The sequence below is a fragment of the Bradyrhizobium sp. S3.3.6 genome (genome assembly GCF_040546905.1).
In the GTDB taxonomy this organism is placed as follows: domain Bacteria; phylum Pseudomonadota; class Alphaproteobacteria; order Rhizobiales; family Xanthobacteraceae; genus Bradyrhizobium; species Bradyrhizobium cytisi.
This window is the reverse complement of sequence record NZ_JBEPOT010000006.1, coordinates 215,699-236,086: the sequence shown is the minus strand read 5'-3', so window position 1 is coordinate 236,086 and position 20,388 is coordinate 215,699. Positions and strand designations below refer to the sequence as shown.

Annotated in this window: 18 protein-coding genes and 1 pseudogene; 10 read left to right on the top strand and 9 right to left on the bottom strand. The window is 64.2% G+C overall.

The features are described 5' to 3' along the window. Nucleotides 1-41: 41 nt before the first annotated feature. The 5 genes from ABID59_RS19700 (at nucleotide 42) to ABID59_RS19675 (ending at nucleotide 4,725) form a co-directional block, all read left to right on the top strand. Nucleotides 42-1,661, top strand: a complete 1,620-nt coding sequence (locus ABID59_RS19700; RefSeq protein WP_354084443.1) for a GMC family oxidoreductase — start codon at nucleotides 42-44, stop codon at nucleotides 1,659-1,661. Nucleotides 1,662-1,968: 307 nt separating this feature from the next. Continuing rightward, nucleotides 1,969-2,913, top strand: a complete 945-nt coding sequence (locus ABID59_RS19690) for a metallophosphoesterase family protein (RefSeq protein WP_148752077.1) — start codon at nucleotides 1,969-1,971, stop codon at nucleotides 2,911-2,913. A gap of 24 nt (nucleotides 2,914-2,937) precedes the next feature. Continuing rightward, nucleotides 2,938-3,276, top strand: a complete 339-nt coding sequence (locus tag ABID59_RS19685) for a cupredoxin domain-containing protein (protein ID WP_148752078.1) — start codon at nucleotides 2,938-2,940, stop codon at nucleotides 3,274-3,276. Between the two features lie 139 nt (nucleotides 3,277-3,415). Then, a complete protein-coding gene (locus tag ABID59_RS19680; protein ID WP_187434942.1) occupies nucleotides 3,416-3,964 on the top strand; it encodes a sigma-70 family RNA polymerase sigma factor in 549 nt (182 codons plus the stop codon). Then, complete coding sequence (locus ABID59_RS19675; protein ID WP_148752080.1) at nucleotides 3,961-4,725, top strand: anti-sigma factor family protein; 765 nt, start codon at nucleotides 3,961-3,963, stop codon at nucleotides 4,723-4,725. Before ABID59_RS19680 ends, ABID59_RS19675 begins: the two co-directional genes overlap by 4 nt. A 93-nt stretch (nucleotides 4,726-4,818) precedes the next feature. On the opposite strand, the gene hpnO is transcribed toward ABID59_RS19675, so the two are convergent. Next, the gene (gene hpnO, locus ABID59_RS19670) at nucleotides 4,819-6,210 is read right to left on the bottom strand and encodes an aminobacteriohopanetriol synthase HpnO (protein WP_354084442.1); all 1,392 of its coding nucleotides are present in this window, start codon (nucleotides 6,208-6,210) and stop codon (nucleotides 4,819-4,821) included. A gap of 142 nt (nucleotides 6,211-6,352) precedes the next feature. Here hpnO and ABID59_RS19665 point away from each other — a divergent pair, with 142 nt between their 5' ends. Continuing rightward, a complete protein-coding gene (locus tag ABID59_RS19665) occupies nucleotides 6,353-6,982 on the top strand; it encodes a DUF2147 domain-containing protein (RefSeq protein WP_187434943.1) in 630 nt (209 codons plus the stop codon). On the opposite strand, the gene hpnN is transcribed toward ABID59_RS19665, so the two are convergent. Further along, nucleotides 6,950-9,538, bottom strand: a complete 2,589-nt coding sequence (hpnN, locus tag ABID59_RS19660; protein WP_354084441.1) for a hopanoid transporter HpnN — start codon at nucleotides 9,536-9,538, stop codon at nucleotides 6,950-6,952. The genes ABID59_RS19665 and hpnN overlap by 33 nt on opposite strands. A gap of 460 nt (nucleotides 9,539-9,998) precedes the next feature. On the opposite strand from hpnN, the pseudogene ispH reads away from it, so the two are divergent. The 4 genes and pseudogenes from ispH (at nucleotide 9,999) to ABID59_RS19640 (ending at nucleotide 13,608) form a co-directional block, all read left to right on the top strand. Next, nucleotides 9,999-10,924, top strand: a pseudogene (gene ispH, locus ABID59_RS19655) (4-hydroxy-3-methylbut-2-enyl diphosphate reductase). Between the two features lie 35 nt (nucleotides 10,925-10,959). Further along, complete coding sequence (gene hpnH, locus ABID59_RS19650) at nucleotides 10,960-12,120, top strand: adenosyl-hopene transferase HpnH (protein ID WP_354084440.1); 1,161 nt, start codon at nucleotides 10,960-10,962, stop codon at nucleotides 12,118-12,120. Nucleotides 12,121-12,479: 359 nt separating this feature from the next. Beyond that, nucleotides 12,480-13,085, top strand: a complete 606-nt coding sequence (locus tag ABID59_RS19645) for a protoglobin domain-containing protein (RefSeq protein WP_354084439.1) — start codon at nucleotides 12,480-12,482, stop codon at nucleotides 13,083-13,085. 64 nt (nucleotides 13,086-13,149) lie between these two features. After that, the gene (locus tag ABID59_RS19640) at nucleotides 13,150-13,608 is read left to right on the top strand and encodes a nuclear transport factor 2 family protein (protein ID WP_354031847.1); all 459 of its coding nucleotides are present in this window, start codon (nucleotides 13,150-13,152) and stop codon (nucleotides 13,606-13,608) included. Nucleotides 13,609-13,713: 105 nt separating this feature from the next. Here ABID59_RS19640 and ABID59_RS19635 read toward each other — a convergent pair whose 3' ends face one another. The 7 genes from ABID59_RS19635 to hpnC all read right to left on the bottom strand — a co-directional run bounded on the left by ABID59_RS19635 (nucleotide 13,714) and on the right by hpnC (nucleotide 20,318). Beyond that, on the bottom strand, nucleotides 13,714-14,115 hold the full coding sequence (locus tag ABID59_RS19635; protein ID WP_354084438.1) for a type II toxin-antitoxin system VapC family toxin: 402 nt from the start codon (nucleotides 14,113-14,115) through the stop codon (nucleotides 13,714-13,716). Then, a complete protein-coding gene (locus ABID59_RS19630) occupies nucleotides 14,102-14,377 on the bottom strand; it encodes an AbrB/MazE/SpoVT family DNA-binding domain-containing protein (protein ID WP_148752088.1) in 276 nt (91 codons plus the stop codon). The genes ABID59_RS19635 and ABID59_RS19630 overlap by 14 nt, the downstream gene beginning before the upstream one ends. Before the next feature lie 194 nt (nucleotides 14,378-14,571). Beyond that, nucleotides 14,572-15,321: a phosphorylase gene (locus tag ABID59_RS19625; RefSeq protein WP_187434944.1), complete on the bottom strand. Its 750-nt coding sequence runs from the start codon at nucleotides 15,319-15,321 to the stop codon at nucleotides 14,572-14,574. After that, nucleotides 15,318-17,285 (bottom strand): squalene--hopene cyclase, encoded by a 1,968-nt coding sequence (gene shc / locus ABID59_RS19620; protein ID WP_354084437.1) that lies wholly within the window; start codon nucleotides 17,283-17,285, stop codon nucleotides 15,318-15,320. Before shc ends, ABID59_RS19625 begins: the two co-directional genes overlap by 4 nt. Before the next feature lie 63 nt (nucleotides 17,286-17,348). Next, nucleotides 17,349-18,605: a hydroxysqualene dehydroxylase HpnE gene (gene hpnE, locus ABID59_RS19615; protein ID WP_354084436.1), complete on the bottom strand. Its 1,257-nt coding sequence runs from the start codon at nucleotides 18,603-18,605 to the stop codon at nucleotides 17,349-17,351. Further along, complete coding sequence (hpnD, locus tag ABID59_RS19610) at nucleotides 18,605-19,444, bottom strand: presqualene diphosphate synthase HpnD (protein WP_148752092.1); 840 nt, start codon at nucleotides 19,442-19,444, stop codon at nucleotides 18,605-18,607. Before hpnD ends, hpnE begins: the two co-directional genes overlap by 1 nt. Beyond that, entirely contained in the window at nucleotides 19,434-20,318 is an 885-nt protein-coding gene (gene hpnC / locus ABID59_RS19605) for a squalene synthase HpnC (protein ID WP_354084435.1), read from the bottom strand. The genes hpnD and hpnC overlap by 11 nt, the downstream gene beginning before the upstream one ends. Nucleotides 20,319-20,388 lie beyond the last annotated feature (70 nt).

Genomic DNA, 20,388 nt, shown 5'->3' with positions numbered 1-20,388 from the left:
ATTAGGATGGAACGTTTAGAGACCATCCGGGTGGAAGCAGAATGCCAAGGCGGCTCGAAGGTGAGTTTGACTACATTGTCGTGGGCGCCGGCACGGCCGGCTGCATCCTGGCCAACCGGCTGTCGGCCGAGCTCAAGAACCGCGTCCTCATTCTCGAGGCCGGCGGCGACGACAACTGGATCTGGTTCCACATTCCGGTCGGCTATCTCTTCGCGATCGGCAATCCGCGCTCGGACTGGATGTTCAAGACCGAGGCCGAGCCGGGCCTGAACGGCCGCGCGCTCGCCTATCCCCGCGGCAAGGTGATCGGCGGCTCCTCGGCGATCAATGCCATGATCTCGATGCGCGGACAGGCCGCCGATTACGATCACTGGCGCCAGCTCGGCATGACCGGCTGGGGCTATGACGACGTGCTGCCGCTGTTCAGACGGCTCGAGGATCATTTCCTGGGCGCAAGCGAGCATCACGGCACCGGCGGGGGCTGGCGCATCGAGGCGCCGCGGCTGTCCTGGGACGTTCTCGATGCCGTTGGTGATGCCGCCGAGGAAATGGGCATCAAGCGCATCCCGGATTTCAACACCGGCGACAACGAAGGCACGAGCTATTTCCACGTCAACCAGAAGCGCGGCCGGCGCTGGTCGTCGGCGCGCGGCTTCCTCAAGCCGGCGCTGAACCGGCCGAACCTGCGGCTCGAGAAGAATGTGCTGGTCGACCGTCTCATCATCGAGCAGGGCCGCGCCGTCGGCGTGCGCTTCATCCAGAACGGCGAGACCATCGAGGCGCGCGCAAAGCGCGAGGTGGTCCTGTCGGCCGGCGCGATCGGCTCGGTGCAGGTGCTGCATCGCTCCGGTATCGGGCCCTCCGACTGGCTGTCGCCGCTCGGCATCGACATCGTGATGGACAAGCCCGGCGTGGGGCGCAATCTGCAGGACCATCTCCAGCAGCGCGCGATCTACAAGGTCGAGGGCGTGCGGACGCTGAACGAGACCTATTACAATCTGATCCGCCGCGGCCTGATGGGCCTCGACTATGCCTTCCGCCGCCGCGGTCCGCTGACCATGGCGCCATCGCAGCTCGGCATCTTCACGCGTTCCGATGCGACACGCGCGCGCGCCAACATCCAGTTCCACGTGCAGCCGCTGTCGCTCGACAAGTTCGGCGATCCCCTGCACCGCTTCCCGGCGATCACGGTGAGCGCCTGCAATCTCCAGCCCACCTCGCGCGGCACTGTGCGTCTGCGCTCGGCGACGCCGGACGAAAAGCCGATCATCGCGCCGAACTATCTGTCGACCGATGACGACCGCCAGGTTGGCGCCGACGCCATCCGCACCACGCGCCGCCTGATGCAGCAGAAGGCGCTGGCAAAATATCGCCCGCGCGAATATCTGCCCGGCCCCACCGTCGGCGACGACGATGCCTCGCTGGCAAAAGCCGCCGGCGATATCGGCACCACCATCTTCCATCCCGTCGGCACGGCGAAAATGGGCGCGGCGAGCGATCCCATGGCCGTGGTCGACGAGCGCCTGCGGTTCTATGGCCTCAGCGGTCTTCGCGTCGTCGACGCCTCGATCATGCCGACGATCACCTCGGGCAATACCAACACGCCGACCGCGATGATCGCCGAGAAGGGCGCGGCGATGATTCTGGAGGATGCGAAGTAGCGTCCAATCGGCAAACCGGCTGCCCTGCTCGTGCACGGCACAGGCTTCGTCGCCGACGTCTGGGACGAGGTCGCGCGCGATCTCGCATCGACCTACACCGTCTGGAAGCGCTCGCCCTCGTGCTGCGGGCGGTCTGGGAATTTTCGGCGTAGAACCCCGTTCATGTCCCTTGTCCCGGACGCAGCCGTGCGTTGTATCCGGCCTGTGTGACCCTACCTCACGAAAACGTCATCAGCCTGCACGAATAAACCCACCCCTCCCCCGATCACCTCCCCGAAGCCCAATTCCGGGCCAAAGGAGGCGTGCGATGAGCGGACACGATCACGGCGAAGACGGCGTCAGCCGCCGCAAGGTGCTGGAATGCATGACATGGGCAGGCACCGGGGTGCTCTGGACCATCACGGGCGGCGTGCCGCGCTCGCTCGGCATTATCGATTCAGCCGAGGCCGCAACCGCCGCCGCGCCCGGCATGACCTTCCTCCAGATCAGCGACAGCCATGTCGGCTTCGACAAGCCGGCCAACCCCAATGCGCTGGGCACGCTGGAGGAAGCCGTCAACAAGATCAATGCGATGCCGGTCAAGCCGTCGTTCATGATCCACACCGGCGACATCACTCATCTGTCGAAAGCCTCCGAGTTCGACAACGCCGATCGCATCATCTCGCAGTCCAAGCTGGACGTGCACTACGTGCCGGGCGAGCATGACTTCCTCGACGAAGAGGTGAAGTTCTATCGCGAGCGCTACGGCCGCGGCACCAAGGGCCAGGGCTGGTACTCCTTCGACGCCGGCGGCGTGCACTTCGTCGGCCTCGTCAACGTCGTCGACCTCAAGGGCGGCGGCCTCGGCAATCTCGGCGCCGAGCAGCTTGCCTGGCTCGAGGACGACCTCCGCGGCAAGTCGAAATCCACGCCGGTCGTTTTGTTCGCGCATATTCCGCTCTGGACCGTCTATCCGGAATGGGGCTGGGGCACCGAGGACGGCGGCCGCGCACTCGAATACGTCAAGGGCTTCGGCTCGGTCACCGTGCTGAACGGGCACATCCACCAGGTGATGCAGAAGGTCGAGGGTAACGTCACCTTCCACACGGCGCGTTCGACCGCGTTCCCGCAGCCGGCGCCGGGTACCGCCGCCTCGCCCGGACCGATGAAGGTCGAGGACGCCAAGCTCCGTTCGATGCTCGGGGTCGCCAGCATCAACTTCAAGCAGAACGAGCAGCGGCTCGCGATCATCGATACGCCGCTGCAGGGTTGATCCAGGGCTGAACGGAAGCTGACAATGAAGACACTCAACCGCCGCGACTTCGGGGTCGACCTCGGTCTCACTTTGGCCGCGGCCATCCTGCTACCCGCCACAATCGCCCGCGCCGACGACAACCTGGAGGTACATATCGACAATTTCGTCTTCCAGCCGCCGGAGCTCAAGATCAAGGTCGGCACGACCGTGACCTGGACCAACCGGGACGACATCCCCCACACCGTGGTGTCGGCCGGCAAGTTCAGGTCCAAGACCCTGGACACCGACGACAAGTTCGCGTTCACCTTCACCAATGCGGGCGACTACAAGTATTTTTGTTCGTTGCACCCGCACATGACCGGGATGATCAAGGTTGAGTAACGTCTCCAACCAAGGCATCTCTGTCTTGCCCGGCCGGTGGTCCCACGCCGGCCGGGCTCGCGTGCCTTCGGTCAGGCCCAACAACGGCGCGAAGCTCGCAACGACATACGAAACGCAGCAAGAGGCAAAGCGAGAGGCGATGCCCGTCAGCGACGATTTCCAGAAGGCGCAGCGCTTCCGCGAGGCGGCGCTCCCTTATCTCGACGACGTCTACACGCTCGCACGCTACCTGCTGCGCGACGCCTCCGACGCGGAGGACGCGGTGCAGGAATGCTATTTGCGCGCGCTGAAGCACTTCGACAGCTATCGCGGCCCGGCGATGAAGCCGTGGCTGTTCGCGATCCTGCGCAACGTCTGCAACGCCGAATATGCCAGACGCGCGCACTCGCACGCCGCGATTGAGGACACGCCCGGCGCCGCCGACCAGACGCCGATGTGGCAGGAGAGCGAGGCGAGCCCGGAGACCGAGGTGCTACGCAGCCGCGACGCCGGCGCCATCCGCAAGATGATCGACGCGCTCGCCGAGCCATTCAAGGAAACCTTCGTGCTGCGGGAGATCAGCAACCTGTCCTATCGTGAAATTGCCGAAGCCGTCGGTGCCCCGGTCGGCACCGTGATGTCCCGCCTCGCCCGCGCCCGCGCCATGCTGCGCGCGGCCTGGACGGCGGAAGAGGAGCACTCGAAATGACCTGCGACGAAGCACAAATCCTGCTTCACGCGCTGCTCGACAACGAGCTCGATGCCGGCCATGCGCGCGAGGTCGAAGCCCATATCGCAAGCTGCCCGGCCTGCACGGCCGAGCTTGCGGCACAGCGCGAGATGAAGCGCGTGCTGGCCGATACGAAGCTGCGCTATACCGCGCCCGCTGGCTTGCGTGCCCGTATCGAGGCGTCGATGCCGCAAGCGCGGCCGCAGCCGAGCCGGCGTTCCGTGCTGCGCGGTTTTGCGATGGGTTCGGCAGTCTCGGCGCTCGCCGCCTCCGGCGTCGTCGCCGTGGTGCTGCGCCAGGACGACCAGCAGCGCATTCTCTCGGAGGTCGTCTCCGCACATCTGCGCTCGCTCCAGGCCGGCCACCTCATCGACGTGGTCTCGACTGATCAGCACACGGTCAAGCCCTGGTTCAACGGCAAGCTCGATGTCGCCCCGCCCGTGATCGACCTCACCGCGCAAGGCTTTACCCTGGTCGGCGGCCGGCTCGACTATGTCGATGCGCGCGCGATCGGTGCCGTGGTCTACCGGCGCCGGCAGCACATCATCAATTTGTTCGTGTCGCAGACCGCGAGCACCGAGCATCGGCCGCCGAAGACGCAGACCATGCAGGGCTTCAACTGCCGCCGCTGGGGCGAGCGCGGCCTGAACTTCTGGGCCGTCAGCGATATCGGCGGCGACGAGCTCACCGAATTCGTCGACAAGTTCGAGGCGGCGATGAAGGCGAATGTGGAGGGGTAGACGTCTCCACCGTCATTGCGAGCGGAGCGAAGCAATCCAGATCGTCTCCGCGGAGGGACTCTGGATTGCTTCGCTTCGCTCGCAATGACGAGATCAGGCCGACCTTCGCACCGCGTTGTCCACCAGTGTCTTGCCGAGCGACCAGATCGCGCCGGGGACCTTGTGGCTGCCGGCGATGACGTCGTCGAAGGCGCGCTCGATCCAGCTGCAGTCTTCTTCGGTGATGGTGAGCGGCGGCAGCAGCTTGATGGTGTGGCTGCCGTGGCCGGCGACCTGCGTCAGGATCTTGTGATCCTTGAACAGCGGCACGGTGATGAGCTGGCAGAACAGGCCCTTGTTGGCGGCCTCCAGCACGTTCCAGGACGCCCGCAGCCGCAGCGATTTCGGCGGCCCGAACTCGATGCCGATCATCAGGCCCTTGCCGCGCACTTCCTTCAAGAGTTCGTAGCCGGGCACCATCCGGGTGAGCGCGAGGCGAAGCTCGGCGCCGCGCTTGGCGGCGGACTCGATCAGCTTCTCCGATTCCATCACGTCGAGCGTGGCAATGCCGGCGGCCATCGCGAGATCGTTCTTGGAGAAAGTCGAACCGTGCACCACCGCGCGGTCCATCTGGTTGAAGATCTTGTCGAAGATGCTCTTGCGCGTCAGCACGGCGCCGACCGGCACGTGGCCGCCCGAGAGCGACTTCGACAGCAGCACCATGTCGGGCTCGACGTTCCAGTGCTCGACCGCGAGGAAGCGGCCGGTGCGGCCCATGCCGGTCTGAATCTCGTCGGCAACGAACAGCGTGCCGTACTTCTTGCAGAGCGCGGCCGCGCCCGGCAGGAACTCGTCGGAGGGCATGTTGACGCCCTTGCCCTGGATCGGCTCGACCACGAAGGCCGCGACCTCGCGCGAGGCCAGCGCCTTTTCGAGCGCGGCAAGATCGTTGAACGGAACTGAGGTGCAGCCCGGTAGCAGCGGCTCGAAGCCGGTGCGGAAGTTCGAATCACCGGTCAGCGACAGTGCGCCATAAGTCAGGCCGTGATAGCCGTGGGCGCAGTAGACGATGCCGGGGCGGCCGGTGGCGCCACGCGCGAACTTGATCGCCGCCTCGACGCATTCGGCGCCGGAATTGGCGAAGAACACCTTGTCGAGATACGGAACGTATTTCAAAAGCCGCTCGGCGAGCACGCCCGCGAGCACCGAGACGTCGAACTGGACGAGATTGGGCAGATCGGCGTCGAGCACGCTTTTCAGCGCATCGCGCATCACCGGATGATTGCGCCCGATTGCGAACACGCCAAAGCCGGACAAGAGGTCGAGATAACGCGCCCCCTCGCGATCGAAGAGGTATTGTCCCTGCCCCTTCTGGAAGCCGACGTCGTAGCCGATGGTCTTGAGAACCCGGACGAACTGCTCGTTCAGGTACCGATTATGCAGGGTGCTGCGCTGGGCCTGACGGTCCGCGAACAACTGGGACATGTCTGGATTTGGACTGTTCATCCGCTACATACTTCGGTTGAGGGCCGCTTCGTCAACTGAAAACGGTCAGCAAACGGAAAAGGGTCTGTGCGGCCTTTTGCCCTTTTTCGGACCATCTTCGCAAGCACAGCTTTAGACCATGTTGCACTGCCAAGGAACACTCATGCGTTTGGCCCTTTACACCGGAATAATACTGGCAGGCGGTTACGCCGGCCTGACACCGGCGCTCGCCGCCGATCCCACCGGCGACTGGCGGGTCGCCGACGGCGTCGCCAATATCCGCGTCGCCCAATGCAACGGCAGCATGTGGGGCGCGGTTTCCTGGGAAAAGCAGCCCGGAGGCCGCGACGAGAACAACCCGGATGTCTCAAAAAAGAACAGGCCGACGCTGGGCATGGCGACCCTGATCGACATGAAGAAAACGGCCGGTGCCGAGCAGTGGGAAGGTCAGGTCTACAACGCCAAGGATGGTCAGATGTATAGTGCGACCATCACGCCTGTCGGCACCGATCAGCTCGAGATCAAGGGCTGCGTGCTCGGCTTCCTGTGCGGCGGCGAGACCTGGACCCGCGTCGGTCCGCCGATTCCCTTGAGCACCGCCAGCGCCACGGCGAAGGGTGCGCCCAAGACGACAGGTGCGGCGCCCAAGGCAGCAGCGCCGGGTGCCGCGGCACCTGCGCCGACGGCGGCGGCTCCGAAGAGCGTCACCGCGGCCAAGCCCGGTCAGAAAGGTGCCGCCGATCCAGTCGGCGACATCTGCCTACTCCCGGAGATTGCGGGGTTTGCCCATTAGGGCCGGCTGAAACAGCAGCACTGCGGCAAGCGTCGTCACCAGAGAAAGTGCGAGCAGCTTGCCCATGCTGGAAGTGCCCGGATGGCTCGACAGCCACAGGCTGCCGAACGCGGTCGCCGTCGTCAGTGCGCTGAAAAAGATCGCACGCGTCAGGCTGGTCTGAAGCAGGTTTGTTCTGCCGGACCGCCACGCCACGACATAATAGATCTTGAACGCGACGCCCACGCCGAGCAGCAGCGGGAACGCGACGATGTTGGCGAAGTTGAGCGGCAGGCCAATCAGCACGCAGATCTCAAGCGTCACCGCGCCGGCGACCAGAAGCGGCACCAGCGTCATCAGCACGTCGACGATCCGGCGCAACGTGATCCACAGCAACAGGCCGATCACAAGCAACGCATAGATGCCGGCATGGATGAATGCATTCACCACGGTGTCGCCGGACTTCAGGATCGAGACCGGTCCGCCGATTGCGGTCGGCTCGGCCTCGAGCACCGCTGCCGCAAACTTGCGCAGCGTATCGTTGTCGTTGGGATCGCCCTTCGGCTGAGCTTCGACCCGGATGATTCCGTCCTTGCTCTTCCAGGCGTTCACGAGATCGGGCGGCAGTGATTTCAGGGTGACCGGCTCGGCCTGCATCGCGTTCCTGAGCTGGTCGAACACGATCTTCATCGGGGTGACGAACACGTCCTGCGCCTTGTTGCGGGTCGCCTCGTCCGAATTGGCGAGCTTCTCGAGCGCGTCCGCGAGCCGACGCGAGGCGACTGCGCCCGGGCCCTTGGCGTCACCGGCGGTGCGGCGCAGATTGTCGACCGAGGATTTCAACGAATCGACGTTCTCCTGATCCGACGGCGCCGGGTCGATCTGGTCGGGGTTGAGTGCGGGGTTCAGCACCTTGGCGCCCTGCGCGATCAGCTTCAGCTTCGGCTGCTGGTCCTCCGGCACGAAGCTGTCGAGCGACATCACGCGCAACACCTCCGGCACCTTCTCCAGCTTCGCTTCAACCTGCCTGGCCTGCTCCTCCGACCTGGTCATCACGTTGATGGCATTGGCGCCGGTGTTGGGATCCTTGCGCAGATCGAGGAACGTCGCGATCGACTGGGCCTTCGGGTTGCGCAGGTTCATCGGGTTGAAGTCGAACTTCAGGAAATAGAGCAGCGGCAGGCCGGCCACCGCGAGCAGCAGCGTGCCACCCACGACCAGCACCCGGTGCTTCTCGAGGAAGTAATCGAGTGGCGCCAGGAAGGCATAGCCGACCGGCTCCCTCTCGCCCGGCGGGTTCAGCAGCTTCAGCATCGCGGGCAGTACCGTGATGCTCGAGAGGAACGCCACCAGCATGCCGACGCCGGCGATCTGGCCGAGCTCGGAAATGCCTTTGTAGTCGGTCGGCAGGAAACAAAGGAAGCCGGCGGCCGTCGCCATCGCCGCCAGCGACAGCGGCACCGCGGAGCGCTTGGCGGCAAGCACCAGGGCATTGGAGAGATCGTCGTGCTTATAGCGCTCCGAGCGGTAGCGGACGCTGTACTGGATACCGAAGTCGACGCCCAGTCCCACGAACAGCACGGCGAACGCGATCGATAGCAGGTTGAACGAGCCGACCATCATCAGGCCGCCAGCGGTCGTCAGCGCAAGGCCGACGAACAGATTGACGAACACTGCGAAGATGATCTTCGAGGAATGCAGCGCGAGCCAGAGGATCAGGAGCACGACGACGACGGTGCCGACGCCGTTGACGACAGCACCTTCCTGGACGGTGGCGTATTCCTCGTTGGCGATCGGGACAGGGCCGGTCAGCCGCACCCGCGCCTGATATTTGGTCGCAAAATCGAGATCGACCGCGGCCTTGCGGATCGCGTCGGTCGCGCCCTTGCCGGGCTCCAGCGCATTGTAGTCGAGGACCGGCTTGAACTCGATGAAGGCACGCTTGTCCGAATCCGACAGCGGCTGATCGCTGACGAGCTCGCGCCAGGAGAAGCTCGCATTGCCCTTGTTGAGCACGGTCTCGACCGTCTGCGCGATCTGGTTGAACGGCCGCTCGGTGCTGTCGAGCTTGACCTGGCCGCGCTTGACGCCGGCGAGCCCGGTCTCCAGCGCGCCGGTCAGTCCGCGAATCGACGGATCGCCGGCCATGATCTCGATCAGGGGCGCCGCGGATTCGAACTGGCCGGTGATCTTGCCGACTTCCTCGGTCGGCAGGAACAACAGGCCGTTCTTCTCGAAGAACTCACCGGTGCCGAGCTGCTGGATCGACTGGAATTCGGTCTTGTTGTCCTTCAGCTTGGCAAACAGCGCGTCCGCGGCTGCGGTCGCCATCTCCGGCGTCCTGGCCTCGACGACCGCGAGAATCGTCGCGTCGCGGTCGAAAGCGCGGTCGAACTGCTGGTCGCGCTGGCGCCAGTCCAGATTCTGGGCAATCAGCGAATTGATGTCGGTGTTGATGGCGAAGTGCCGGGACGCGTAATAGCCCGCCCCCACTGCCAACAGGAGCCCGACAACGACGACGAGGGAGGCAAACCGGGTACAGGCCCTGACGATGGCAACGACTACGCTCTGCAGCACTTCTTTTCTTTCTAGTGTTAACAGCCTGCCGGAAACGCCCGCTGTTTATCGGAGTTCCCACGCGAAACCTATTGCTGTTTGAGTGGCTCTCGCGGGAACCAGGTTCGAAGTAAACTGCGGGAGACCATGGCAAAACCATGCGGAGCGGCCGGTATAGCCGTCGAGTTGAGGCGGTAAAGTGACGAAGGGGTGAGCACAAATCTCGCAGTCTTGCTCACGCGAAATGAAGTATTATAGTACCTCGAATTGGCCTAACGGGGAACCCTTAGACTCGTTCCGTCTTTCCTTAATGCCGATTTTTTGACACAAAGCGCTGTGCCTGCATGCGCCTGGGCAGAGATGGGGTGGGCGGTTACCGCGGTCGCGACACCAATGGTGCGGATATTGCAGCATTGGCCCGTATCGGGGTGCCGCCTGGGACAATTGAGCGGATTGGTGCAACTTGCGTGATGGGCGTCCAATGGAAGTTTATCTAGCGCAGCCGCGCGGCTTTTGCGCGGGTGTGGTGCGCGCGATCGAGATCGTGGAGCGGGCCCTGGAGAAATACGGCCCGCCGGTCTACGTGCGCCATGAGATCGTGCACAACAAATACGTCGTCGAGAGCCTGAAGAACAAAGGCGCGATCTTCGTCGAGGAATTGTCCGAAGTTCCACCGAAGGCTGTTACCGTCTTCAGTGCCCATGGCGTCGCCCGCAGCGTCGAGGAAGAGGCCGCCGCGCGCGACCTTCCGGTGTTGAACGCCACCTGCCCCCTGGTCACGAAAGTTCACAACCAGGGGAAGCGCTACATCACCAGGGGTCGCACCCTGATCCTGATCGGCCATTCCGGCCACCCCGAGGTCGAGGGCACGATGGGCCAGGTTGCCGGCCCCGTTCTGCTGGTCCAGAGCGTTGAAGAGGCCAGGGCCCTGGCGCTGCCGGCGGATACGCCAGTGGCCTACATCACCCAGACAACGCTATCGGTCGACGACACCAAGGACATTATCGGGGCCCTTCAGGCCCGATTTACAGATATTCAAGGCCCCGACATCCGGGATATCTGCTATGCGACACAGAACCGCCAATCTGCGGTAAGGGAATTGGGCAAACTGGTTGACGTGATTTTGGTGGTGGGCGCTGCCAATAGCTCGAACTCGAACAGGCTCCGCGAAATCGGCACCGAAGCCGGCGTCGCGAGTTATCTGATCGCCGATGGCCGCGAGCTCAATCCGGAGTGGTTGAAGGGTGCCAGAACCGTCGGCCTCACGGCCGGCGCCTCGGCGCCTGAGGTGCTGGTGGATGACGTGATCGAAGCGCTGCGGCGGATCGGACCGGTGACGGTCTCGGTGCTCCCGGGCCGCGAGGAAAACTCGAATTCAGGCTTCCGGCCCAACTGGCTGCAAGCTGACCTATCCGAATTTCAAGCCCAGAAAGAAACTTGTAATGGCAATCCCCTTCTTCAAGGAAATGCGTATCGGCGGCTATTTGCTCAAGCAGAAACTGCTTGGCCGCAAACGCTATCCGCTCGTGCTGATGCTGGAGCCGCTGTTCCGCTGCAACCTCGCCTGCGTCGGCTGCGGCAAGATCGACTATCCGGATGCGATCCTCAACCGCCGCATGACCGCACAGGAGTGCTGGGACGCGGCCGACGAGTGCGGCGCGCCGATGGTGGCGATCCCCGGCGGCGAGCCGCTGATCCACAAGGAGATCGGCGAGATCGTGCGCGGCCTCGTCGCCCGCAAGAAGTTCGTCTCGCTCTGCACCAACGCGCTGCTGCTCGAGAAGAAGCTCGACCTGTTCGAGCCCTCGCCCTATTTGTTCTTCTCCGTGCATCTCGACGGCCTGAAGGAGCACCACGACAAGGCCGTGTCGCAGCAGGGCGTGTTCGACCGCGCCGTCTCCGCGATCCAGGCGGCGAAGGCGCGCGGCTTCACCGTCAACGTCAACGCCACCATCTTCGACGGCCATCCGGCCGAGGAGATCGCGAAGTTCCTCGACCTCACCGTCGAGCTCGGCGTCGGCGTCTCGATGTCGCCTGGCTACGCCTATGAGCGTGCGCCGGACCAGGCGCACTTCCTCAACCGCACCAAGACCAAGAAGCTGTTCCGCGACGTCTTTGCGATGGGCAAGGGCAAGAAGTGGAACTTCATGCATTCCGGCCTGTTCCTGGACTTCCTCGCCGGCAACCAGGAATACGAGTGCACGCCGTGGGGCATGCCCGCGCGCAACATCTTCGGCTGGCAGAAGCCCTGCTACCTGCTCGGCGAAGGCTACGCAAAAACCTTCAAGGAGCTGATGGACACCACCGACTGGGAGACCTACGGCACCGGCAAGTACGAGAAGTGCGCCGACTGTATGGCCCATTGCGGCTACGAGCCGACGGCGGCGACCGCCGCTCTCAACAACCCGATCAAGGCGATGTGGGTGTCGCTGCGCGGCATCAGGACCACGGGCCCGATGGCGCCGGAGATCGACATGTCGAACCAGCGCCCGGCGCAGTACATCTTCTCGGAGCAGGTCCAGAAGAAGCTCTCCGAGATCCGCAAGGACGAGGCCGCCGCGGCGCAGGAGAAGGCCGCGCGGAAGGCTTCGACTGCCGCGTAAGCGCGCTGGGCTGCACCGAACAGAAAAGGCCCGATCGCCAATGGCGATCGGGCCTTTTGCTTTGTTCAGCTCAAGCACTTGGCACGACCAGAAAGCCGCCCCGCCTCTGCAACTATGTCTTTGGGCGTGCGTTTCGCTCTGCAATGGAGCGTCGATGCTTCAGAAAGGTGCTGTTCGGGACCCTCGCCCGTCAACCGCGACATTAAGCTCGGCCGCGGCACCTACCTGATGCATCTCGAGGAGACGCGTTACGCGCTCTACAGCCAAAGTATCGCGTTCCTCGCCTCCGAAACTCCGGCGTACCCGGCTGGCACAATCGCTCACCCATCAAAGCAGGAGCAAGCAAGGAGTTACACACAATGGATGAGGTGAAAGAGAAACAGAAGATCCCTGGATACGACTACGGAACCGACAAGGTCGCTAAATCGCCGATCACATTGGAGGAATGGGAGGAGTTAAAGAAATCGGCGCTCTTTTCCGAGGAAGATGTCGTCTACCTCCGAATGTCGGAGGAGATACTTGCCAATCAGGTTGATGATTTGCTGAAGGTTTGGCGGGGTGTCATTTTTGATCACCCTCATCTGCGCGCCTACGACGAAGATCCCAAGACGCATAAGGTCGATTCCGAATATGCAGGCGCCGTCGCAAAGCGATTCGGGCGGTGGGTGACCGATACGGCCCGTGCCAAGTACGATCAGGCCTGGCTCGATTACCAATTCGAGATCGGGCTGCGGCACCATCGGACAAAGAAGAACAAGACGGACCACGGGCACACGCTTGGCCACATTCGTGCACGTGATCTACTGGCATTTTGTTCCACCATCGTCGTGCCGATGCGGCCGTTTCTCGCCAAGCGCGGCCATCCACCGGACATTGTCAACCGAATGTACGATGCGTGGTGGAAGTCGGTGATCCTTCAGGCGACGCTTTGGGTGCAGCCATATATCCGGGAAGGCGACTTCTGATCGGCAAGCAGATCGAAATCCACTCCACAATGCGGGGGCGTGGTCAGCTAGACGGAGTGACGCAATGGACGAGAAGACACTGCCGAGGAACCTCGTTACCGCCGGGTCGACGCCGGTCGAACGGATGTACTTTGCCTGGAACGATGCGCTGTCGCATAACGATGCGGACGGATTGCTCGCGCTCTATGCCGATGACGCCTGGTTCGAAAGCCCGCTCGTGCCGCACCTTCTGGGCATCGACCGGGGTTATCTTCACGGGCGCAAGGAAATCCGGCCGCTGTTCGACATTCTCGCGATCCGCAAGCCGCCTGTACGCCAATATTTTCGGACTGGCTATCTCACCGACGGCAAGCGCCTGATTTGGGAATACCCGCGCGATGCCGGCAAGGGCGAGCAAATGGACTTCGTCGAGGCGATGGATCTCAACGACGATGGTCTCATTCAGCGCCATTGTGTGTACTGGGGTTGGTTCGGCTTCCGCGTCCTCCAGCGCAATGAATATCACAGCGGCCCCGGTGCATGAGAGTTGTACGGGACAAAGGCGAGAGCGGTAATCGACACGAGATGGGTTTCGCAAGGGCGCAATCCATCCTGCGGGCGGAGACCGTTTCAGTGCCGTCGCGTAGTTTCACCGCGATGACCGTGCTTCGCGCACTCCCTCATGGCCGGCCGCTTTCGCGGCCCTGACGAGCTTGCGATCGAAGGTGACGAAGCTCTCGCAATGTCCGGATCTTGTCAGACGCAGAGCATCCGCGAAATCCATTCCCTTCCCGGCAAGGTCGAGCGCCGCCGCAACCATCTGGCCGTCCTCGACTGTGACAGTCGGAAGCCCCGAGAAGAGGCGAAGCGCGCGCACGACGTCCGCGGCCTGATACTCGTACGCGCTTCGAAGCACCCATTCGACTTCGAGGAGCACCGTGATAGCGGCGAAGACTTTCTCGCCGTCGATTAAGGCGCGGGCAAGTGCGGATTGCGTGACGTGGTCCCCGGTCAGGTAGCGGACGATCAGGTTGGCATCAATCGCGATCATGCCGCCGCCTGGCTTCGGCAAGCACGCTTTCGTCCATCTCTTCCAGTGTTTTCGGCTTGCCGCGGTGGGCCAAGACGCCGAATACGTCCTCCGGCCGTGTCTCAGCAAAGGCCGGGGCCGGCTTCAACAGCACGCCCTCCGGGGTGTCCTCGACCGTGAGCCGCGTTCCCGCCTTCCATTCCCGCCGCTGGCGAATGGCGCTGGGCAGGATGACCTGTCCCTTGGTGGAAACGGTGGTGGTGAGCTTTTCCGCGCCGGCCATTGGCCTGACCTTCTTGATGTAAGACGAACGTAAGATAGGCGCGGGCTCACATTCAAGCCGTTCGGTGGCGGCGGTGCCGAGACCTCATTGAGTGATTGCGACCTCACCTGTGATGACGATTGCGGCAGCTCAAATAAAAAGCCCGATCGCCAATCGCGACCGGGCTCTTTCTCTTGTCAGCTCGAAGCACCCGCTCAGATCGTCTCTGCCACCAACGCCTCGCTGTCGACGAGCTCCGTGCCGATCAGGAAGTCGCGGCAGCCGCGCAACGAGCGCAGCGCGCGGTTGAAGTCGATGCCGGTCGAGACCAGCGCATGCAGCGTTGCCGGATTGCGCACGATGCCACGCAGGACCGCGGCGAGGTCGATCTGGCCGTTCGGCTTGATCGCGGCACGCGCGAGCGCCGGCAGCGCGCGGTGGGCGGGGTCGCTGATGACGCGGACCGCGGCGAACGGCAGGCCGGCCTCGGCGGCGTAGGCGGCCGCGATGTGGCTTTCCATGTCGACGGCGGAGGCGCCGGTCACGGAATGCAGCGCCGCCTTGCACGAGCTGCCCGTGACCACTTCCTCGGCGCCGGCAAGGGAACCGCGCACGACGCGGCGGCGGCCGGAGGTCAGCTTGTCGATGAGGTCGTCGCTGAGCGAAAGGCCCGCGGCCCAGCGGGTATCGCCCGAGAGCACCTCGGTCGCCACCACGACGTCGCCGGAGCGCAGCGTCGGGTCGAGCCCGCCGGCCACGCCGAACGAGATGACGCCACGAATCGTTTCGGGATCCACCACCGTCAGAAGCGCCCGCAATTGCGTCGGGCTGCTGGACGAGCAAATGACCGCCATCCCGGGCCCGGCAGCAATGCGGGCCTCCTGAACCAGACCGGTCACGATCAGTATCGGTCGCGGGTCAACGGCTTGACCCGCGGTAACATAGTCCCCCGTCCCCAAAGTCACATTCCGACCCCTACCACCCTGCTGTTGGTGTTCCGCAAGTTCCGATACCGCGCGAGCGCCCACAGCGGGAAGAACTTAGGGTAACCATGGTACCGCAGATAGAACACGCGGGGGAAGCCTGTGGCGGTGTAACGGCTCTCGTCCCACAGTCCTTTTTCGTTCTGTGTTGCAATCAGGTACTCCACCCCGCGGGCGACGGCCGGGTGATCAACCTCGCCAGCAGCCATCAGGGCAAGCAAGGCCCATGCCGTTTGCGAGGCGGTCGACGGGGCGGGTTCCCAGCCCTTGTAGTCCAACCGGTAGCTGACGGCGTCCTCGCCCCAGCCGCCGTCCTCGTTCTGGATCGAGGCCAGCCAGCCGGCCGCCTTGCGCATCATGGGATCGGTGTGGGAAATTCCGGCCATATTGAGGGCGCATAGCACCGACCAGGTTCCGTAGATGAAGTTCATGCCCCAGCGGCCGTACCAGGACCCTTCCGGGTGCTGGGTCTTCCTGAGGTAGGCCACGCCGTCGGCGACGTGCTTGCTGGTCTTCGCGGTCTCGCCAAGCTGGGCCAGCATCGAGATGCAGCGCGCGGTGACGTCCTCGGTCGGCGGATCGAGCAGCGCGCCGTGGTCCGAGAACGGGATGTTGTTCAGGTAATATTCGAGGTTGTCGACGTCGAAGGCCGCCCAGCCGCCGTCGTCGCTCTGCATGCCCTCGATCCACTCCCGGCCGCGGTCGATCGCCGCGTCATAGCCGGTCGCACCGTGTTCCCGGCGCATGCGATCCATCGACATCACCACCACGGCGGTGTCGTCGAGATCGGGGTAATGGGCATTGTTGTACTGGAACGCCCAGCCGCCCGGACGCACGCCGGGCCGTTTCACCGCCCAGTCGCCCTTCACCTCGAGCTCCTGCTTCGGGATCAGCCAGTCGAGGCCCTGCTTCGCAGCAGGCACCGCCTTGTCACCGCCGGCCTCAAGCAGCGCATGCGCGGTCAGGGTCGTGTCCCACACCGGCGAGACGCAGGGCTGGCAGTAGGCCTCCTCGCTCTTGATCACGAGCAGCTTGTCGATGCCCCGGCGCGTGATCGCACGCGGCGGAAAATTCTCGTCCTTGCCGAGCGCGTCATACATCATGACGATGTTGGCCATTGGCGGATAGATCGCGCCCATGCCGTCCTCGCCGTTGAGCCGCTCCTCGGTGAAAGCGAGCGCGGCATCGATCGCGCGCTGGCGCAGGCGCTTCGGAAACATCGGCTCGACGACACGCAGGATCGCGTCGAGCGCGCGGAACAGCAGGAACCAGGCCATGCTCTGATGCGGCGCCTTGGCGGTCATGCCGATCGAGCGCGGATCCTGCAAGAACAGCTCGTCGATGCCGACGCCCTTCGGATTCTTCGCGCGCGGCTTCAGCGCGGCGATGACCATCAGCGGCACCATGGTGGTGCGCGCCCAGTAGGAGATCTTGTTGAGGTGGAACGGCGACCAGAACGGCAGTAGCACGATCTCGATCGGCAGCACCGGCACCGCGCGCCAGCTCACCACGCCGAACGTCGCGAGCAGGAAGCGGGTGAAGACGTTGCTGTTGATCGCGCCACCGCGTGCGTGGATCGCCTCGCGCGCACGTACCATGTGCGGGCTGTCTGTGGAATCGCCGATCATCTTGAGCGCGAAGTAGGCCTTCACGCTGGCGCTCATGTCGAACTCGCCGTCATGCACCAGCGGCCAGCCGCCATGGGCGCCCTGGACGCGGCGCAGATAGTTGCCGATCTTGGCCTCGAGCACGGTGTCGACGGGCTCTGCGAGGTAATGGCGCAGCAGGATGTATTCGGCCGGGATCGTGCAGTCGGCCTCGAGCTCGAACACCCAATGGCCGTCGGATTGCTGCAAGCCGAGAACGCCTTGCGTGGCTGACGCAATGCTCGATTCCAGGGTGCTCGATTCCAAAGCTTCGCGGCTGGTCGCGTTCACCGAATCCATGTCGCTCGATTGCTCCGATAGTCGATTGAAAGTGACGGGGACATTGCCCGTCAGGGCCGCTTTTCAGGATCCTTTGGCGGCCAAAACCAGATCGGCGGCGCGATCGCCGGACCTGACCGATCCCTCGATCGTTGCTGGCAATCCCGTAGCAGTCCAGTCGCCGGCAAGGAACAGGTTTTTCAGTGCGGTGACCGGCCCCGGACGCAGGGCATTCTGCGCCGGCGTGGCCGCAAATGTGGCACGACGCTCGCGTACGATCTGCCAAGGAGGCAGTTCACCGGAGACGCCGCCGGCCTCGCAGACGTCGTTCCAGATCACCTGCGCGAGTTCCTCGCGCGGCATGTCGACGAGACGGTCGCCGTTGCTGATGGTCACCGAGAGCCGGTTCGGGAACGCAAACAGCCATTCCACAACGCCGCCGATCACACCCAGGATTGGCGCCGAACCCGGAGGCGGCTCAATGCGGAAATGCGCGTTGACGATGGCGCGGAATTCGGTCGGCGTCTTCAGGCCGGGCAGCAGGCTCGCAGCGGAGCGCGGCGGCACCGCCATCACGATGACATCGCCGACGCCAAGCTGGATCACGTCCTCACCGCCAAAATTGAGCGCGGTCACCTTGCCGTCATTGCTGACGAAGGACCGCAACTCATGGCCGAGCTGAACGGAGTGACCGCGCTCAGCCAAGAACTTCACGGCAGGCTCGATCAGCACGGCGCTGAGGCCGTCGCGCGCGATCAGCGGACGACAGGCCTGCCCGCCCGCCAGCAGCGTCTCGCGCACGATTGCGCCGGCAAGCCCCGCCGAACCCTCGGGGGGATCGACATTGAGCGCCGCGAGCAACAGCGGCTGCACCAGGCGCTGATAGAGAATGCCTTCGCAAGGAATGGATTTACCGACCAGCGTCGCTTCCGAGGCCCAGATCAGCGGCGCCAGCTTGAGGTAGTCGGTCAGACCGGTGTCGGGAACGCGGCGGCCCTCGTCGAGCACCCAGGTCGGCAGCCGGCCGGAACCGAGATCGATCTGCCAGCGCTGCCCGGTCTTGATATCGACGAAGGGAAACTGCGCGGTTTCAGGGCCGACCAGGCCTGCCTCGGTGCCGATCGAGCGCGCATAGGCGCGCGCGTGGCTGTTGCCCGACAGCAGCAGATGATTGCCGTTGTCGATGGTGAGATTGGTGGCGCCGTCGAAATAGGAGCGGCAGCGGCCGCCGGCCTGCTGCGTCGCCTCATGCACGGCGACCTTGAAGCCGGCATTGGCGAGCCGCACGGCGGCGGAGAGGCCGGAAATTCCGGCGCCGATGATGTGAGCTGTGTTTTGCATCAGATGAAAGCGTAGCGGAACAGGATCGCGAAGCGTGTGACCTTCGACACACGCACCGGCTCGCGCGGTGCGTCGAAGCCGCGCGCGATCAGGAGGTCCAGAATGGCGTGATAGTACTTCGACATGATCCGCGGCGCGCGCACCGCGCGGCGCTTGTTGCGGCTCATGATCTCGTCCGATTTCTCGAAATGCATCTTCGCGCGCTGCGTCAGCGGCAGGCAGACTTTCGGCAGAGCGCGCTCGGCGATCACACGGTCCGGATCGTTGGACGTGATGCCGGCATGCAGCAGCGCCTCGCGCGGCAGATAGAGCCGGCCGAGGCCTGCGTCCTCGTCGATGTCGCGCAGGATGTTGGTGAGCTGCAGCGCGCGGCCGAGGTGATGGGCGAGCAGGATGCCATCCTCTTCCGGCAGGCCGAACACCCGCACCGACAGCCGCCCGACGGCGCTGGCAACGCGATCGCAGTAGAGATCGAGCGTCGCCATGTCGGGGGCACGGATGTCCTGCGGCACGTCCATCTCCATGCCGTCGACAATGGCGAGGAAATCCTCACGCTTCAGCCCGAAGGTCTTCACCGAGGCGGCATAGTCCTTCAGCCGGGGCGGCGGATTGCCCTGGTAGAGCGCGTCGATGTCGTTGCGCCATTCCTGGAGCGCGGCGAGCCGCTCGTCGCGCGGGCCGTCGGAATCGGCGATGTCGTCGACCTGGCGACAAAAGCTGTAGATCTGGAACATCGCCTCGCGCTGGTCGCGCGGCAGGATGCGCATCGCGGCATAGAAGGAGCTGCCGGATGCGGTCGAGCCATAATTGGCGCCGGGCGTGGTCGCCTCAAGCGTCATGGGCAGTCCCAGGTCTGGAGATGGCCTTGCGGCCGATCGCGCGGCGGCCGATTTCGCCGATCATGCCGGCGAGGCTGAAGGTGAGCAGCTCAAGCTTGTTCAGATGCACGCGTTCGCGCAGGGGATCGCGCACCTTCAAGAGGCGCACGATGCGGTCCGCATAGGCCTGGATCACCGCGACGTCGACGCCGAGCCGGACATCCCTGATCTCCGCGCTCAGCGACCTGCCCTCGTTGAGCAGCGCTTCGTTGCGCACGGCGAGCCCCTGGAGGCAGGCCAGCATCGCCGGCGGCGAGTGCGCAAGTCCGAGCTGCTCGACCGCGGCGCCGCTTGCGGCCAGTGCATCGCGCGGCAGATAGACGCGATTGAGCTGGCGGAAATCCTTGCCGCAATCCTGGAGGTGGTTGTTGATCTGAAGGCCCGCGCAGAGCGCATCCGACGCGGCCCAGGTCGAGGTGCTCTCGCCATGGACGTCGAGCATGAAGCGGCCGACCGGCATCGCCGAATAGCGGCAATAGTGGATGACCTCGTCCCAGCTCTCGTAGCGCAGTTTTGTCACGTCCATGCGGAACGCGATGAGCACGTCCAGCGCGTGGCGCGGTGCCATGCCCCGCTCGGCCAGCGCGCGCCGCAGCGCGACGGCTTCAGCCTGGGTGTCGCCGCTGCCGAGCAGTTCCGCCTCGAGCAGGTCGAGATAGCGAAGCTTTTCGTCCGCCGGCAGGGTCGCGTGGTCGGCGATGTCGTCGGCCGTGCGGACGAAATTGTAATACGCCAGGATCAGCGCGCGATGACGCGGATGAATGATCCAGGACGCGACGGGAAAATTCTCGTCGCGGTCACCCTTGCCGGATCGCAATTCGCTCGCAGAGGTCATCGAGGGCTGATCAACAATCGTTTGGACAGGAAAGGCTTTTGCGCTCGCGCAGGCTCATGCCGGCGACGCC

Excerpts from the sequence above, each read along its gene's own strand:
- ABID59_RS19685 (WP_148752078.1), top strand. The coding sequence starts at position 2,938 with ATGAAGACACTCAACCGCCGCGACTTCGGGGTCGACCTCGGTCTCACT.
- ABID59_RS19680 (WP_187434942.1), top strand. The coding sequence starts at position 3,416 with ATGCCCGTCAGCGACGATTTCCAGAAGGCGCAGCGCTTCCGCGAGGCG.
- ABID59_RS19640 (WP_354031847.1), top strand. The coding sequence starts at position 13,150 with ATGGACGAGAAGACACTGCCGAGGAACCTCGTTACCGCCGGGTCGACG.
- ABID59_RS19645 (WP_354084439.1), top strand. The coding sequence starts at position 12,480 with ATGGATGAGGTGAAAGAGAAACAGAAGATCCCTGGATACGACTACGGA.
- hpnC (WP_354084435.1), bottom strand. The coding sequence starts at position 20,318 with ATGACCTCTGCGAGCGAATTGCGATCCGGCAAGGGTGACCGCGACGAG.
- ABID59_RS19635 (WP_354084438.1), bottom strand. The coding sequence starts at position 14,115 with ATGATCGCGATTGATGCCAACCTGATCGTCCGCTACCTGACCGGGGAC.
- ABID59_RS19630 (WP_148752088.1), bottom strand. The coding sequence starts at position 14,377 with ATGGCCGGCGCGGAAAAGCTCACCACCACCGTTTCCACCAAGGGACAG.
- ABID59_RS19675 (WP_148752080.1), top strand. The coding sequence starts at position 3,961 with ATGACCTGCGACGAAGCACAAATCCTGCTTCACGCGCTGCTCGACAAC.
- hpnH (WP_354084440.1), top strand. The coding sequence starts at position 10,960 with ATGGCAATCCCCTTCTTCAAGGAAATGCGTATCGGCGGCTATTTGCTC.
- ABID59_RS19690 (WP_148752077.1), top strand. The coding sequence starts at position 1,969 with ATGAGCGGACACGATCACGGCGAAGACGGCGTCAGCCGCCGCAAGGTG.
- ABID59_RS19700 (WP_354084443.1), top strand. The coding sequence starts at position 42 with ATGCCAAGGCGGCTCGAAGGTGAGTTTGACTACATTGTCGTGGGCGCC.
- hpnO (WP_354084442.1), bottom strand. The coding sequence starts at position 6,210 with ATGAACAGTCCAAATCCAGACATGTCCCAGTTGTTCGCGGACCGTCAG.
- shc (WP_354084437.1), bottom strand. The coding sequence starts at position 17,285 with ATGGATTCGGTGAACGCGACCAGCCGCGAAGCTTTGGAATCGAGCACC.
- ABID59_RS19665 (WP_187434943.1), top strand. The coding sequence starts at position 6,353 with ATGCGTTTGGCCCTTTACACCGGAATAATACTGGCAGGCGGTTACGCC.
- hpnD (WP_148752092.1), bottom strand. The coding sequence starts at position 19,444 with ATGACGCTTGAGGCGACCACGCCCGGCGCCAATTATGGCTCGACCGCA.
- hpnE (WP_354084436.1), bottom strand. The coding sequence starts at position 18,605 with ATGCAAAACACAGCTCACATCATCGGCGCCGGAATTTCCGGCCTCTCC.